The sequence below is a fragment of the Sphingopyxis sp. genome (assembly GCF_019459305.1).
GTDB lineage: Bacteria > Pseudomonadota > Alphaproteobacteria > Sphingomonadales > Sphingomonadaceae > Sphingopyxis.
On sequence record NZ_JAIBES010000015.1, the window covers coordinates 60425 to 74252 of the forward strand.

The following is a 13828-nucleotide window of genomic DNA, read 5'->3' on the forward strand; positions in this document are numbered from 1 at the left end:
GATAGTAATTAGTCACTAGCTTTCTTGTAAGGGATGAGACCCACAAAGCGGCCTTGAGGCTTCCCGTCTTCAAAATAGAGGCCAAGCTCTGTCGGAAGCTGGGCTTGAAATGCCGCGTCTAGAGTAATGCGTAGCATCGCCTCCGCGACGACACTGAGCAATGCGATGCCCTGTTTGCGGTCTTTGGTGTGTTTGAGCGGGTTCTGCTTGGGCTTATCCGACATCCAGAGTTTGTGCAGGGCAAACCAGCGGGGATCGGCTGCGATGATGCGGGCAGGGGATCCGTCACGGCAACCGACGACATGATCAACGGTTTGGCCAAGGAGGAGCCATCCCTGTTCAGGCAAAACGAGGGGACGCGGCTGGTCCTGGACGTTGAGCGTGCCGGAGCGTGACGGCGCGACCAACAACTCAACCTCATAGGCTTTGGCACTGCGCGCGTGAAAATCGCGCTCTGTGTTGATGGCATAAGGTCAGCTCGACGGCTTTGAGCATAGTGGGAAGCTCAGGCTACCGCGATCGCCCATCGCGCTGCAACACCTGTTCCCGCGTGATGTCGCGCACCCGCTGGGTTTGGCTGTTCCGCACTTGAACGACCGCGATGTTCTCACCCTTTGCGATACGAATAGCAACCTCCTGTCGTCTGGCCTCAACCTCCTTTGACGCCTTAACCGGATCATCAGGGTATTTCACGCGGGCGATCGAAATGGTCTGGGCAACCAGACTTTGCGCGCGGCGCAGGTCAGGGTCACGCGCATTCTCCGCGTGGGACTGGCTCAAGAACCGATCGGAGAGGGCTTTGAGCTTGCTCAGGCCCTCTTCGGTCTGCGGTGCCTTTATCCCAGCTTTCTTCCCCTCGCGGCGCTTCTCGCGTTCGGCGAGCCTTTCGCGGAGACGGTCAGCTTCCGCTTGAACTAACTTGGATGGGGTATAGTTCTCGACGGCCAGCCCCTGCGCCGTGGCGGCGAGATATGCAGCTTTTTTGAACTTGTCGCCGCCACCCACCTTGATCGACGCCCAGCCATTCGCCTTGGCAATCCGAACGATGTCGGGCAGGGCGTCGATATTGCTGGTTTTGAGCCGGTCGCCCGCAATCCGCACAATCGGGGTTTTATCGTCCGAGGTGCGATAGAGTTTATTGCCGACGCGCAAAAATTTGCCCGTGAGATCATCGGTGATGGTGGGGGGCTCGGATTTGCGCTTGGGCTTTTCTGGCGCAGCCTTGGGAGTGATCGGCTTGGGCTTCACCTGTTTTGTAGGCATTGCTCGGCTGCGCCCCGAAGGCGCGCTTCCTTCAAGTTCATCAGCCATTTTCATCACCTTCCTCTACGATTAAACTTGCATTACCGTTGCGATCCAGAGTCACTAGATCGGGATTGAAGCTTGGATAATCTTCGGTGCGGATGTCTTCCGGCCTTATCGGATGCGCCGGGTTTCCTTCGAGTTCTTCAGGGGTCATGTCGCGGAATGGCGGGGGCGCAATTGTTACGACGGCCTGTTTTTCGATGGGCTGAACGATGGGTGCCGGAAACGCTCGATTCTTGAAGAAGCGGTTTTTGAAATAGAAAATCTTGCTGCCGACAATCGGCGGGATGCCGCCGCGCAGCAAAATCAGCTTGGTCGACGGGAATTGCATCAGCTCCTGCGGAAGCATCAGCGCGCGGCGCTGTTCCGAAATGGATTTCGAGCGGTTGGCAAGCAGGCCGTTTATCGTGAGGGATCGGGTGACGCTCTCCTGCCCAACATAGCCGATGCGATCCGACAGCTCGTTGGCGACCCGCAGTTCCTTGGGTGTGAAGGCCACTTCGACCCCGCAATTGGCGACGATTTCATCGGCTACATGCTCGCCGTAAACACCGCGCAATTGCGACCGCGACTGGATCACGGGTAACAAGCGGATGCCGTAGCCCGCGACATACGAAAAGGCGCTGGCGAGCACCGATGCGCGGCCAAGCCGGGCAAATTCGTCGAGGATGACCAGCACGGGAACTGGCGTCGCATCGCTCGGCAATTCCCGCACATTCAGGTCAATGAGCTGCTGGAAAAGCAGATTGTAGAGCGGGGCTATGCGGTCGAGTTCGTCAGGTGAAACACCGAGATAGATTGAAATGTGACGCTTGCGCAGATCGCGCAGATCAAAATCGCTCGCGGACGTTGCAGCGTCCACGAGAGGGTTGAGCCATAGACCAAGGACGTTGGTGATGGTCTTCTTGATGTCAGCAAAGCTGTTGTCGGAACCACCGGCAAAATCGGACAGTGCCGTTCGGCATCCTGTGGACAGGCTGAGTTTGGGATTGAGCAGCTCCTTTTTGAAGAAGCTGCGCGCATCGCCTTCGGTCAAATAGCGATAGATTGCACCCATCGTTAGCGGTTCGTCGCTGGTTTCAGCGAGCCACGCGCCGACACCGGCAAAGCCGGTGCGCGCGCCATTTGCCCAAAAGGCTTCGCCGCGTTCGGGCGCGATGAACAGCATTGTGGCGATCTTTTGCAGCTCAATTATCACATCATCGGGGTCGCTGCGGTCAATATAGGCGAGAGGATTATAGCGCGCGGTGCGCCCCTGCCGGTCAGTCGGGTTGAACAGAAAAACTTGCTGGCCGTAGTGCGCGCGGAATCCGGCGCTCGCATCGAAATTCTCGCGTTTGACGTCGAGAACGACGACGGAGCCAGCCCATGTCAGCAAATTGGGAATGACGATGCCAACGCCTTTGCCCGAACGGGTCGGCGCTTCGACAAGGACATGCTCGCTTCCACCAAAATTCAGGAAGCGCCTACCCTTGCGTCCAACGAGTATGCCCGAAGCCGAACGGAAACCATGCCGTTTGAGTTCGCGTTCATTGGCAAAACGTGCCGCCCCGTGGAGTGGTGCGCCACGCGCCCAAAGGGCATAAACCAGCCCGACAAGCAGCGTGAGACCGCCTGCCAAACCACCGGCCATCGCCTGTACTACATGCGGGTCGCCACGATAATACCAGAAAAATTGCGGTATTTTGAGTGGGTCATAGGCGGCGACGGGCAGGCCGAGGATCAGCCATCCGATCATGCTGGCAATCACAAGCGCGATTAGGCTGCCGAGCGGGATGGCGATTAAATATCGTGCTGCCCCGCCGTCAGGCGAGGTGCCTGCTCTCTGGGTCATAATAGATCTCCGTTACGCGAAATTCGCCGTCGGTTTTCTTGGTCTGGACAACGACATCGACGAGCATTTTGAGCAGCGCGCGAATATCGCCGCGCGCCAGATCGGAACCGCCGTCGCTTTCCTTGACCAGCAAGGTCAGTTGCTCGAACGCAAGTTCCGCCGAGTCTGCATGGATGGTCGTGATCGAGCCGGGATGGCCCGAGTTCACATTGCGCAGGTAGAAGAATGCCGTCCCGTCGCGCAGCTCCTGAAGCAAAATACGGTCAGGTCGCATTCGGAGAGCGCTTTCGAGCAAATGCTTTGCCGTGACATTCGCGGTGCCTTGACCGTCCTTGGCATAAAGCATGTGAACGACATTCTTGTGCGGGACGATCAGTTCGCGCGTATCCTCAATCGTCAGTAACCGTTCCTCTGGCGGGATGAGCTGGATCAAGCCCTTGGACAGCGTGGTCTTTCCCGATGCGGTTGCACCCGAGATGAGGATGTTGAGCCGCGCCTTCACTGCGCCGTCGAAGAATTCAACATGGCGGCCTGCTTTGAGCAAAGCGAGTAAGCCCAGTTCCTGAGCCGACACCTGCTTTTCGGCAATGCGCGTGTCCTTGAACAAGCCCGCCGCTTCAAAATCCTCCAGCGTCATCGTGACGGTTGAAGGTTTGCGCACGGTGATCGACACCGTTTCATCGGGGACGACCGGCGGCACGATGATTTGCACCCTTTCACCGGTCGGAAAGATCGTCGAGACGATGGGGTTTTCACGGGTAATATCTTGACTGGTGAAGGCTGCGGCCGCCGTTGCCAGCGCCATCAAATTCTTGAAATCAAGACTGGGTTCACTTTCCCATGTCCATCCGCCGCGCCGTTCAATCCCGACTTCGCCGGGGCGGTTGATAACGAGTTCTGTTACTCGCTCGTCACCGAGATATTTGCGCAAAGGCGCAGTCACGCTGTCGAGGACAGCGGTATTTTTGCCCGGCGCGGCCATTATTTCAGCGCAAGACCGTAAACGGTCGAGAAGTCGAAATCCTGCGCCACGGTGATGCCGACATCTTCACCCTGGTTTTTGCGCAGCACGGGTTTGATCTGCGAATTTTGTTGCAGGATCGTTGAAGCCGCATCGGACGGAACGCGCGTAGTGTTGGAGGCGCTGTTGCCAACGGCTTCTGATCCCACGGTTGCCGCATCTTCCACGAGACTGAACAGCAGGGCTGTGCCGAAACGCTGCCAGAAGAAATTGTAGACGCGCCCGTCCATGCCGCCGCGCCCAAGCGCGTCGGTAGCAGGTGAAGCGACATCAATCGCGATACCGCGCGGGGTAACGGCGCGGGTCCACAGCACGAACAGCCGGTATTGGCCGCGATTAAGACCACCCTGATATTCGCCAACGATCTTCGTGCCTTTTTCCATCAGCACGACCCGGCCATTGTCGGAGTAGATATTGCGCGGGACGATGCAGCTCACATAGCCGGGCTGGCTTGAGTCCATCGCGGATTGCAGGACGCAGGGGATGAAGCTGCCCGCCGTTATCAGGAAATTGCGATCGGGGAGCGGGCGGGCCTGCGCCTGCCCAATTGCCGATGCCTGACGAAGCGCATCAAGATTGGTTGAAGGCTGCGAAGGTTGACGTCCTGTATTCGCCGCACCGCCATTATCGCTGTATCGAACGCCCGCATTGCCACTTTCACGTTCGCCGCCATATGCAATCAGCGATGATCGCCGCGCCGCTTCGCGTAGCGCTTCAGCTTGCGATGGCTGGCGGGCTTGCTGTGCGGCAGGCGGAGGAATCTGCGACGGCCCAGGTCCGGCACCAATTGCGGGGACTATTGGTTCTCCCAAGGCAATTGGTGCATTGGGATCAGTCGCTGCACCCGCTAGGGTCGGTGCGATGACGCTTGCCGGATCATATTGCGCGGGTTCGAGCGCCGGTTTGGGCTTGACCGGAGGAAGCGTGGAGTTGCCCGTCAGGCCGGTCCCAAGCGCCAGCACCGTGAACATGATGGCTCCGGCAGCAGCCGCAAATCCGATCATCTTTTTCGGGTCCATTGCTGTGCCGGGGATCGACGGCATTTTGCTGGCACGCTCGGTGGCCGGAGCGCGGTCAATGTCCTGCGGGTCGGGGGTTTGATCGACCGTTGCGCGTTCGCCGCTGGCTTTCTCGGTCATCATTTCGTCTCCCCATTACCTTGATTTGGCGTTCGTTCGACGATGCTTGATGCGGTGCCGGTCTTTGGGTCGCGTCCGTAAAAATCACGCGCTTCGTTGAAAATGCACAGCACCTCTTTGCCGCGCCGCAAGCGAAGCTGCGCGAACACGCCGTGGATCACGACAAATTCGTCGCGGACATCGAAAGGCACGATGCTTTCGCTGCCATCCGGGTTGACCGCGAAGAATGCCGGAAGCTCGCGCTGGTTGGGGAAGCGTAGCGCGGTAAACTGGCCATTGTCGGTAATTTCGGAAGGCTGGATCGCGGGCGACCCTTGCACCGAGTAGCTCAAGTTCCGCTTGCCTTCGAGAACGGCGAGATCGAGCGCCGAGCGGATCGCGCCTGATTGCAGCGCAACGGCCCGGGTGTAGGCGGCCTGCGTCGCTGCCGCTTGTGCGGCGGCGGCTTCTTCGCGCGGATAGCGGAACACGACCTTGAAGAAGGTGTCAGCCGAGCGCGCACCGATGGCGCCGCGCCGCGCTGATAGCTCGAATGTATAGGTGCGGTTGCCCGTGTTGGACCGGGTGATCACGATCAGGTTGGTAGCCCCTGCCAACTCGCGTGGTTTGATGAACAGCGAGTTTTCTGCCGGGGCGACTTCCCATGATACGGTGTCGCCAAGTGCGACATGCTCGACGCGCTCTCCGGGCGAAAACACGATCTGGGTTGCGGAGCGGAACACGCCAACGATGCGAAAAACTTGGGTGTCGCTGTAGATCACTTCGCGGATGCGATTGTCCTGCGCCGTCGGGTGCGGGGTTTCGCTCGGTAGCGCCGGTGCGCTGGTCGACAGGAACGCTATCGCCGTGAGACAGCTTAGTGGTTTCATTGTGTTACCTCCAGATCGGCGCGGTAGGTCTGCACCTCCAGTCCCAAGGGGTTTTTGAATCGCTGCTGCTCAGTCGTCGGCGTATCAGTGGTGTCGTAAGTCACGGTCGCAATGGCGGGGGTGTCAGTCACGACGGAGCCGCGCTGAAGGGTTTTGGTGAAGCGTATCTGCGCAACCTTCGCAGAAACGAAGGTGACGGACTTGACCGCGATGAACACCGTATCGAGATCGGTGAAAACCGATTGCGGGGATTTAGGATTGTCCTTGCTGTAGAACGCTGTCCACCGCGCTTGCTCGTCGCGTGACGACATCGCCAGCACGCCCTCGAAGAATTCTTGGCGTGCCTGCGGAACCCAGCCTTCGCGGTTGCGGACATAATCGGCGAGGAAATATTTGGCGACGGCTTCGTTGTAGGTGATTTGTTTATCGCCTGACATCGGAGAGGTAATTTCGCTCGCGCCGGTCGCCTTATCGACAGTGATGACATAGGGCGCGACAGTCTTGAGCGGCGTGAGCATCGCCACAGCAGCAACCCCGGTGATGGCAAGGCCGCTTGCGACCCCCGCAGTCAGCCACGCCAGCCTCTTCGAGCGATTGGCCGCGATCAGCCGGTCGTGATCCCAGCTTGCGGCTTCCGCAAAATAGGCTTTGAGATCATCGTGATCGGTAACGCCGCCCGCCATGACGCTTAGCAGCTCTGGTTGGAGGTTGATGGGGACAGGCTACTGATCGGAGGCACTTGGCGCTCCGGCCTGCCATCCGGTTTTGCGGACTTTGGTGCCTCGGGGGCGTTGCCGGGGAACACCTCAACGCCCTTGCGTTCTGGCGGCTGGACTGCCGGTGTCGAAGTTCCGCCCAAAGGATCGACGCTTGGTAGGATCGAACCATAGGGATTGGCCGGGCGGCGCTGCTTGCCATCGCACTTGGCCAGTTTCGGCGATTTCGATGCGGCAATGCCAGGATTGACCGGAACGATCAGCGCCAGTGCCGCCAAGATGCCTATGATACGCATACCCATGAGCCTGTCCTTTTATGTTGTTCCACGGCTGACCGAGCCAGATGTCCGCATCCGCGCGATGCCGCGCGCAAAACCGCGTTCGATGGCGCGGCTGGTCGCCTGCGTAGCCGTCGCGCCGCGTCCGGCGACAAAGCCGCCTGCCGCTGCAATGGCCGATGCAAACTGGTTGGCCAAAGCAGGCCCCCCGCCACCAAGCGAGGCGGCGAGCATTGGGATTTGCAGGAAGAAAAAGAAGCCGAGCGCGTAGAAGGCTAGCGCCTTGATCGCGGCCATGCCGATTTCGTCATTTTCGGAGATGGTGGCGATGATCGCATCGCCGGTCTGGGTCAGGAACAATGTCAAAACGAGCGCGAACACGATCAGCATTAGATAATTGATGCAGGCACCCAGCCAGGAAAAGAAATAGCCGCGTGTGGATTCAAACAGGAGGGCCGCGACAAACAGCGGCCCGACCACCGACAACAGCGCAAGCGCAAACAGTCCGAAGGCGCTGATAACGAAACCGATCGCCGCGCAGAGCAAAGTGGCAACAATCACCATTACCACGAGAAAGCCGGAAAAGACCGCATAACCTATGTCGGGCAGAGTGCCTTGGGTTTGCTGATAATCGGCGGCGATTTTGCGCATGGTATTGGCGGTTTCAAAGCCGGTTCCCGCCAGCTTGTCGTAGAAGCCGCCCAAACCGCCGACGTCGGAGCCGCCTAGCGCGCCGGCGAACTGACTCGGCAGTCCGCCTAGCGCAAACATGCCGATTTGGGTTCCGTAGAGCGAAGTGACGGCAAAATAGAGAAATGCGAGCTGACAACCGCGATAGGCATATTCACGGAATGGATATTGCACCGCGCCGCGCATGATCGCGTAGCCGAGCAGCGAAATATAGATCACGATCCCGATGCGCAGCGCCGGAGAAACGATACCGATCACGGCCGCATATTTACCGACGATGGCCGCAAGCGCGTTGCTGAGCGCCTCGAACATTGTCGTAAAAACATGATCGCTGAAATCCATATCCGGCACTCATTCCTTTTGCAGTTGGGTCAATTGCTGATTTGAAGTTGCGACTTGGCGAAAGCTGCCGCGCGGCAGTTGGTCGTGACGACGGCGGGTTCGGTGTCCGCAGGCGCAGTCGAACCCGTCCATTCGCGGCAAATCTTCTGCATCGGTTCGATCTCGCCTGAATTGGCGACATAATATCGCCAATCCCTTGGCTGAGTGTCGGCCTGGGGTGTGGACTTGCCACACCCCGCCAGCAGAAGCCCTATGCAGATGATCGCTGACCGCATCGTCATTGCCCGCGATAATAGCGACTTGCGGCATCGAGCTTTTGGGCGAGCGCGGCTTGGCCCTCAGCTGCGCGCTGGCGTTCCTGCGCGTCTTGCTGCAAGGCGATAGCCTGCAAACGGAGTTGATCGTTCTGCATCGCAGCAGATTCAAGTTGCAGCCGCGCCGTCAAGTCAGCCACTTCCTTCGCCGTTCCTGCGGTTGCCAACCGGCTGCGCAATTGGTCGAGACCTTGCGCCCGCGACGTGACGGCAGCGCCCATATTCTCGGCGAGAGCGGCATTGATACCGATGTTGCGGGCATTGAGATCATAGGCCGCACGGGATTGTTCGGAACCTGCAAGGCCCAACTGCCCAAGGAGATCGCGATACACCGCGTCGGCCTTGGCGCGGCCCGCGCCGACAACATCCAAATTGCCGTTACCAAAGCCTTCAAGCGAGCCGCCCGATATGTCGAGTTCGCGCAAGGCATCGGATTTGAGCTGCTGTGCCAGCCCCGAAATGTCGGTGAGCTTGTTCAAATCCTGATAGAGTTTCTGCGCCTCGGCAATTTGCTGCTTGCCTTGGGCAACGACCTGAAGAGCTTGCCTGACGGCGTTGATTTGCTGGATCAGGCTGGCACTGTCATGGACAGGCATTCCTTGTGCGAATGCTGGCATCGGGGCTGCGAACAGCAATGTTGCGCTAAGTGCTTTGGTCAAATTCTTCATGGACTTACCTTTCTTTCAGTTCAGCTAGGACGCCTCCGACGGTGGAAGAGGGGGAGCCAGATGGCGGGATCGTTCCCCACCTCGGCAATTACTTCGTCGGCAACGGCAGTGGTTTCCGCGCGGCCCGATAGGACCGCCAGTTCGTCATCGAGACCGGCAAGATCGAGTTCCACCACCACGCTGTCATGGCCTTGCTTGACCAGAAACTTGTGGCTCTCCGGCGCAAGCTCTTCGCGCACCAGTTTGAATTCGGCTTCGGACAGTGCTAACCCTTCGACATAATCGCGCCGCGCCCCGAACGGATTGGGCAGCAGGATCTTGGTGGCGACTTGTTCGAGGATCGAATGGCTGATGTCGCTCTTGAGCGCGTCGGCAGGCGACTGGGTGGCGAACACTAGCACAGCGTTTCGTTTACGGTAGGTTTTGAGGCCATCCTGGGCGAAGTGACGGAACGCTTCGTCGCCAAGTGCCTTCCAGAATTCGTCGATACAGATCACCATCCGCTCGCCGGTTAAAGCCAAGTCAATGCGGTGGAACAGATACAACATAACCGGTGTGCGAATGTCGGCATTGTCGAGAAAATCGGTCATGTCGAAGCCGATGAACCGTGCGTCGAGCGTCATGCTGTCTGCTGGATTATCGAACACCCAGCCAAGCGATCCTTCGGACGTCCATTTCTCCAATCGTGCGCCGACGCCGCTGGAATCCTTCATGCCAAGCATCGAGCGGAGCGCGCTCAGTGAGCGGTCTTCAACGTCGAGTTTCATCACGGCGCCCAAACCCTCTTCGATCAGCCGTTCTTCCTGAACTGATATTGGCTTGCCGTCAGCGCGGACGAGTTGGCGGATGAACAGCGACAAGAAACTTTTGTCTTCTGCGCGATTGGCCAGCGCCTTGAGAGGGGAGAAGCCGGTTGGGACGCCGTTATGGAGCGCGAGATATGTGCCACCGCTTGCTTGCACAAAGATTTGTGCGCCGCGATCCTTGTCGATGAATATTTGCCGTGCGCCGGTCTTCTCGGTCTGTGCCATCAGAAAATTAAGCAGCACTGTCTTGCCGCCGCCCGACGGCCCGATGATGAGGGTATGGCCGAGATCGCCTTTGTGAAAATTGAAAAAATAGGGGCTGCGGGCGTTAGTTTTCAGCAAGGCGATTGCATCGCCCCAATGATTGCCTCTCGCACTTCCTGCCGGGAAAGTGTGGAACGGCGAGAAGGCCGCGAAGTTGAGCGAGGTGATTGGTGCGGGACGGGCGCGCCATGCAAAATTGCCGACGAGCTGCGACCAATACGCCGCTTCAAGCGCCGCGCCTTCGCGCGCGGCCACCATGCCGGTATCGGCAAGTGCGGCGCGTGCGACCGACATATGATCGCGCAAACCCTTCATGCTGTCGGCATAGACCGCGAGCGTGAAATGATGATCGCCCAGCACGAAGCGGTTCGACATCAAATCATCGCCAGCGTCGATCAACGCGTCGGCCTGGCTTACGGCTCGATCGCCCGCATTCTCCATCTGCGTCATGCGCAGCCGGAACTTCTCGGTGGCAGCAGCACGCCCGAGGAAAGTAAAGCTCTGCGTCAACACAAACCCGAAATCGACCGACAGCAAAGCCTCGAACTGGCGCGGCGTGGTTTGCGCGGGATATTCCCGGATACCGAAGATCCCGCCGAACGCCGAAGCATCGGCGTCGCGCACTTCGATGGTTTCCGCTCCAAAGATAGTGCGCGAGCGATAGAGTGCGCCGCCGAGATGACCGCGCACGACGGGGACGCGGCGATGGCGGCCCGTCATCACCATGTCGGCCACTTCCATCGTTTCCGAAAACATCAGACCGCGATGCTCGTAGATGGCGCAGCGGCGTGGCTCGCAACGCGCCATCAGTTTCTCGAAATCGCGGGCCTTGTCATCAAGCAGTTCGACAAGCGCCTCGTCGATCGGAGGACCTTGCGGCACGCCTTTGGACACGCGGCGCTTGAACAACTGGATGATCTTGTCGCTGCCGGTGGCACCAGGGCGGATTACCAGCGTTACAAAGAAGCGGTTGATGAACATCCGCTCGCGGTTGATCCGTCCGAAATAGGCGCGGTCGAGATCGGACGCGAAACCTGATTTGAACGTGCCTCCGGGATATTGATCGACCCGCATTCTGATCAGATGGGTCCAGATCGACAGCCGCTCATCGTGCAAGTTGCGGAGAAGGCCGTTGAGCTTGGTATGCCAGTCGTTGAGGTCGCGCACATCGGCGGTCTCGAACGCTCGGCCTTGCAACTCGAATGTCAGCATGATGTCGCCGGAATCGAGCGCCACCATGTCTTCGTTCAAATGCCGCGCATAGGGCAGGAATTTGGCGGGGTCTGTCTCGCGCTGCGCCACCTTGAGTGGCACTTGCCCAGAAGCGTTTAGGCTTGAGGCGAGCAGCCTAGTCATGACGGCCAAAACCTTTGCGGCGAAGGCCGGCCAGTGGAAGAGGCGAATAGCTGCTTCCGCCCCAGAACGCACGGTTGCGGTTGCCGGCTTTGGTGCGGCCCCAAAGGAACAACAGGCGGAAGGCGTTGACATCGTGGCGAACGATCAGACGTGAAATTGAGTAACCGAAGGCGACGACCACCGCGGCATAGACCGGGCTGTTGCTCCATATCAGCACTGACGCGCTGGAGATCAGCAGCAGTACCGCCGCCTCGATCGGTATGCCCGCCCACAACGCCGGGCGCGTCACCGCAAGAAACAGCTCATTCTTGGTCAGGATTTCGGTTTCGTCCGACATCGCATTATCCCGCGATGATGCCGACGATGGAATCAGCAGAGAAGACAATGGCGATCCCGATAATCACCGTGACCAATACGGCGGTTGATGCGCGCCCGGTGAACCAGAGCAAGCCCGTCACGATCACCGCGATCACCGCGAGCGTGCGGAGCAGCGTCGAAGAGAGCAGACCGCGCACCTTACTCGCAAAGCTCTCCAGATTTTGCGCGTAGGCAGGATCGGGGATTGCCAACGAAATCATGGTCGCCGCAGTCAATGCTGCGCCCCATAAAATGGCGCTTTGCCGTGATTTAGGCATGGCGTTGAATCTGGCAGCAATGTTTGCGCGCCACGCTCCGACACCGCGCCCAACCTTTAGGATGACGTTCATATGCTGCCCCTTTCGTTATCAGCGAGGATTTGCGTGTCCCGTTCGTAAGCGGCGCGCTCGAAGACATTCCATTTTGGCGGCGCGGGGCGGGCTTGCAATATCGGTTTCGGGGGTGCCTCGTTTTCAGAGGTCAGGCGTTCGCGTAAGTCGCCACTTTCCGGCGCAGAAAATGCAACGGCTGGAAGGTTCATGGCATATATCACGCCCGCGTCAGCGATGCCCGCGTTACCAACGACCTTGGCAACATAGCCGTTCCGAAATCCGCGCGTCTGGCTTCCTGTGTTATACATCGAGAGTGCGACCCGAAGGGCGGTTTGCGGATCACGCCCGGCTTTCACCGAATTGTAATTCGTGGTGAGGACGCGGGCCAAGGCTGCGACATTGGTGCAGGGGTCGAACACAGTTTCCCAGGTCAGGCCAAGCCAGCGCATGTTGCGCGAATTTATTTGGCCAAGCCCCAGATCGACTGAATATCCTGCCGCGACATATCGCCGGGCCGTCGTGGCAGCATCGACGGCGTTCCTTTGACGTGCGGGCTGTCGCCCGCCATTGACATTGAGGGCAAATTGCTCGCCGCTGCTTTCGGTTTGGATAATGGCTAGCACCGTCTCGGGTGCGACACTTGGAGCGCATTGCGACGCCAAGGCGAGCAAGGCAGTCGCAGAATAGGCCATTATAGCCCTTGTCCCGTATTTGATCTTGGTTGCACTTGGAAGATCATTGCACTGCTCCCGACTTGCTGATTTCGTTCAAGAATGCTCCATTTGACTATTGAACTAACGATAGCTGTGGGAGCAGCCAGTCAGCTATGGTTTCAAGAAGGCGTTTCGGGCTTTCCGACTCTCTAACCGAAACCGGAAATGACCTTTGACCTTCAATCTTGACCCTGCGGACTATGCTCGTCGCATTGCTGGGTGGGTTCGCGATCAACAGATTTTTGCGGAGAGTTCACACAAATAAGGCAAAATCGAACATTTGCCTTCGCAATCACAAGGCCCCGCTGGCGTCACCCAGCTAGGGGTAGACCATGAACCGAAGCGGTTATTTGAATCGGCGCCTTGATCATATCGATCGATCAATAATCGCCGCATTTTGCGAAGATGGCCGCAGGACCATCAAGCAGGTTGCGGACTTGATTGGTATGTCGAGCCCCAGCATCAAAGCTCGCATTGACAAGCTTAAAGATGCGGGAGCGATCAGAGGATACACAGCTTTGGTCGATCCCAAGGCGTTCGGCTTCAACGTTGCAGCAAATGTGCGTATTCATGCTATGCCCGGCGAAGTGAAAAAGGTGGTGCAGTTGCTACGAGACACGCCCGAAATCGTTGAAGCAGACCAAGTCACTGGCAAAGATTGCTTTCAGGTGAAGGTCGTGGTCAGGAACGCAGAGGAACTTCACGCGGTAGCTGCTCGCTTCGAGCCATATGCGTCCGTTGACACGGCCATCATCCTATCCAACATTGTCGCTCGACGCCTTCCCAAGTTATAAGGCATTGTGTTTCGGCTTTGGGTATTGAAT

Annotated in this window: 16 protein-coding genes; 2 read left to right on the forward strand and 14 right to left on the reverse strand. The window is 58.4% G+C overall.

Features of this window, described 5'->3' with window-relative positions; genetic code table 11:
* Positions 1 to 8: 8 nt before the first annotated feature.
* From K0M74_RS01645 to K0M74_RS01685, 9 genes are all read right to left on the reverse strand, one after another.
* Positions 9 to 464, reverse strand: a complete 456-nt coding sequence (locus K0M74_RS01645) for a GSU2403 family nucleotidyltransferase fold protein (RefSeq protein ID WP_293967290.1) — start codon at positions 462 to 464, stop codon at positions 9 to 11.
* A 46-nt stretch (positions 465 to 510) separates the two neighbouring features.
* Positions 511 to 1311, reverse strand: coding sequence for an LPD7 domain-containing protein (locus tag K0M74_RS01650; RefSeq protein WP_293967236.1), 801 nt, complete (start codon positions 1309 to 1311; stop codon positions 511 to 513).
* Entirely contained in the window at positions 1304 to 3043 is a 1740-nt protein-coding gene (locus tag K0M74_RS01655) for a type IV secretory system conjugative DNA transfer family protein (RefSeq protein WP_293967292.1), read from the reverse strand. The genes K0M74_RS01650 and K0M74_RS01655 overlap by 8 nt, the downstream gene beginning before the upstream one ends.
* Positions 3044 to 3110: 67 nt before the next feature.
* On the reverse strand, positions 3111 to 4121 hold the full coding sequence (gene virB11 / locus K0M74_RS01660) for a P-type DNA transfer ATPase VirB11 (RefSeq protein WP_293967238.1): 1011 nt from the start codon (positions 4119 to 4121) through the stop codon (positions 3111 to 3113).
* Positions 4121 to 5299 carry a type IV secretion system protein VirB10 gene (gene virB10, locus K0M74_RS01665; RefSeq protein ID WP_293967240.1) on the reverse strand — a complete coding sequence of 393 codons (1179 nt, stop codon included), beginning with the start codon at positions 5297 to 5299 and terminating at the stop codon, positions 4121 to 4123. The genes virB11 and virB10 overlap by 1 nt, the downstream gene beginning before the upstream one ends.
* Complete coding sequence (virB9, locus tag K0M74_RS01670; protein WP_293967241.1) at positions 5299 to 6168, reverse strand: P-type conjugative transfer protein VirB9; 870 nt, start codon at positions 6166 to 6168, stop codon at positions 5299 to 5301. Before virB9 ends, virB10 begins: the two co-directional genes overlap by 1 nt.
* The gene (locus K0M74_RS01675) at positions 6165 to 6851 is read right to left on the reverse strand and encodes a VirB8/TrbF family protein (protein WP_293967243.1); all 687 of its coding nucleotides are present in this window, start codon (positions 6849 to 6851) and stop codon (positions 6165 to 6167) included. The genes virB9 and K0M74_RS01675 overlap by 4 nt, the downstream gene beginning before the upstream one ends.
* 5 nt (positions 6852 to 6856) lie before the next feature.
* Positions 6857 to 7186, reverse strand: coding sequence for a hypothetical protein (locus K0M74_RS01680; protein ID WP_293967245.1), 330 nt, complete (start codon positions 7184 to 7186; stop codon positions 6857 to 6859).
* A 12-nt stretch (positions 7187 to 7198) separates the two neighbouring features.
* Complete coding sequence (locus tag K0M74_RS01685) at positions 7199 to 8194, reverse strand: type IV secretion system protein (RefSeq protein ID WP_293967247.1); 996 nt, start codon at positions 8192 to 8194, stop codon at positions 7199 to 7201.
* A gap of 54 nt (positions 8195 to 8248) precedes the next feature.
* Here K0M74_RS01685 and K0M74_RS01690 point away from each other — a divergent pair, with 54 nt between their 5' ends.
* Positions 8249 to 8377: a hypothetical protein gene (locus tag K0M74_RS01690; protein ID WP_293967249.1), complete on the forward strand. Its 129-nt coding sequence runs from the start codon at positions 8249 to 8251 to the stop codon at positions 8375 to 8377.
* 94 nt (positions 8378 to 8471) lie between these two features.
* On the opposite strand, the gene K0M74_RS01695 is transcribed toward K0M74_RS01690, so the two are convergent.
* From K0M74_RS01695 to K0M74_RS01715, 5 genes are all read right to left on the reverse strand, one after another.
* Positions 8472 to 9176 (reverse strand): type IV secretion system protein, encoded by a 705-nt coding sequence (locus K0M74_RS01695; RefSeq protein WP_293967251.1) that lies wholly within the window; start codon positions 9174 to 9176, stop codon positions 8472 to 8474.
* A gap of 20 nt (positions 9177 to 9196) precedes the next feature.
* Positions 9197 to 11602 carry a VirB4 family type IV secretion/conjugal transfer ATPase gene (locus tag K0M74_RS01700; RefSeq protein ID WP_293967253.1) on the reverse strand — a complete coding sequence of 802 codons (2406 nt, stop codon included), beginning with the start codon at positions 11600 to 11602 and terminating at the stop codon, positions 9197 to 9199.
* A complete protein-coding gene (locus tag K0M74_RS01705) occupies positions 11595 to 11939 on the reverse strand; it encodes a type IV secretion system protein VirB3 (RefSeq protein WP_293967255.1) in 345 nt (114 codons plus the stop codon). The genes K0M74_RS01700 and K0M74_RS01705 overlap by 8 nt, the downstream gene beginning before the upstream one ends.
* A gap of 4 nt (positions 11940 to 11943) precedes the next feature.
* Positions 11944 to 12195 (reverse strand): TrbC/VirB2 family protein, encoded by a 252-nt coding sequence (locus tag K0M74_RS01710; RefSeq protein WP_293967257.1) that lies wholly within the window; start codon positions 12193 to 12195, stop codon positions 11944 to 11946.
* Between the two features lie 110 nt (positions 12196 to 12305).
* Complete coding sequence (locus tag K0M74_RS01715) at positions 12306 to 12983, reverse strand: lytic transglycosylase domain-containing protein (protein WP_293967259.1); 678 nt, start codon at positions 12981 to 12983, stop codon at positions 12306 to 12308.
* Between the two features lie 353 nt (positions 12984 to 13336).
* Between K0M74_RS01715 and K0M74_RS01720 the strand changes: the two genes are divergently transcribed.
* Complete coding sequence (locus K0M74_RS01720; protein WP_293967261.1) at positions 13337 to 13798, forward strand: Lrp/AsnC family transcriptional regulator; 462 nt, start codon at positions 13337 to 13339, stop codon at positions 13796 to 13798.
* Positions 13799 to 13828: the final 30 nt, after the last annotated feature.

Bases quoted from the DNA above. Each gene is read 5' to 3' on its own strand.
- virB9 (WP_293967241.1), bottom strand. From the start codon at position 6,168: ATGAAACCACTAAGCTGTCTCACGGCGATAGCGTTCCTGTCGACCAGC.
- K0M74_RS01715 (WP_293967259.1), bottom strand. From the start codon at position 12,983: ATGGCCTATTCTGCGACTGCCTTGCTCGCCTTGGCGTCGCAATGCGCT.
- K0M74_RS01680 (WP_293967245.1), bottom strand. From the start codon at position 7,186: ATGGGTATGCGTATCATAGGCATCTTGGCGGCACTGGCGCTGATCGTT.
- K0M74_RS01695 (WP_293967251.1), bottom strand. From the start codon at position 9,176: ATGAAGAATTTGACCAAAGCACTTAGCGCAACATTGCTGTTCGCAGCC.
- K0M74_RS01700 (WP_293967253.1), bottom strand. From the start codon at position 11,602: ATGACTAGGCTGCTCGCCTCAAGCCTAAACGCTTCTGGGCAAGTGCCA.
- K0M74_RS01685 (WP_293967247.1), bottom strand. From the start codon at position 8,194: ATGGATTTCAGCGATCATGTTTTTACGACAATGTTCGAGGCGCTCAGC.
- K0M74_RS01705 (WP_293967255.1), bottom strand. From the start codon at position 11,939: ATGTCGGACGAAACCGAAATCCTGACCAAGAATGAGCTGTTTCTTGCG.
- virB10 (WP_293967240.1), bottom strand. From the start codon at position 5,299: ATGACCGAGAAAGCCAGCGGCGAACGCGCAACGGTCGATCAAACCCCC.
- K0M74_RS01675 (WP_293967243.1), bottom strand. From the start codon at position 6,851: ATGGCGGGCGGCGTTACCGATCACGATGATCTCAAAGCCTATTTTGCG.
- K0M74_RS01650 (WP_293967236.1), bottom strand. From the start codon at position 1,311: ATGGCTGATGAACTTGAAGGAAGCGCGCCTTCGGGGCGCAGCCGAGCA.
- K0M74_RS01655 (WP_293967292.1), bottom strand. From the start codon at position 3,043: ATGATCGGATGGCTGATCCTCGGCCTGCCCGTCGCCGCCTATGACCCA.
- K0M74_RS01720 (WP_293967261.1), top strand. From the start codon at position 13,337: ATGAACCGAAGCGGTTATTTGAATCGGCGCCTTGATCATATCGATCGA.
- virB11 (WP_293967238.1), bottom strand. From the start codon at position 4,121: ATGGCCGCGCCGGGCAAAAATACCGCTGTCCTCGACAGCGTGACTGCG.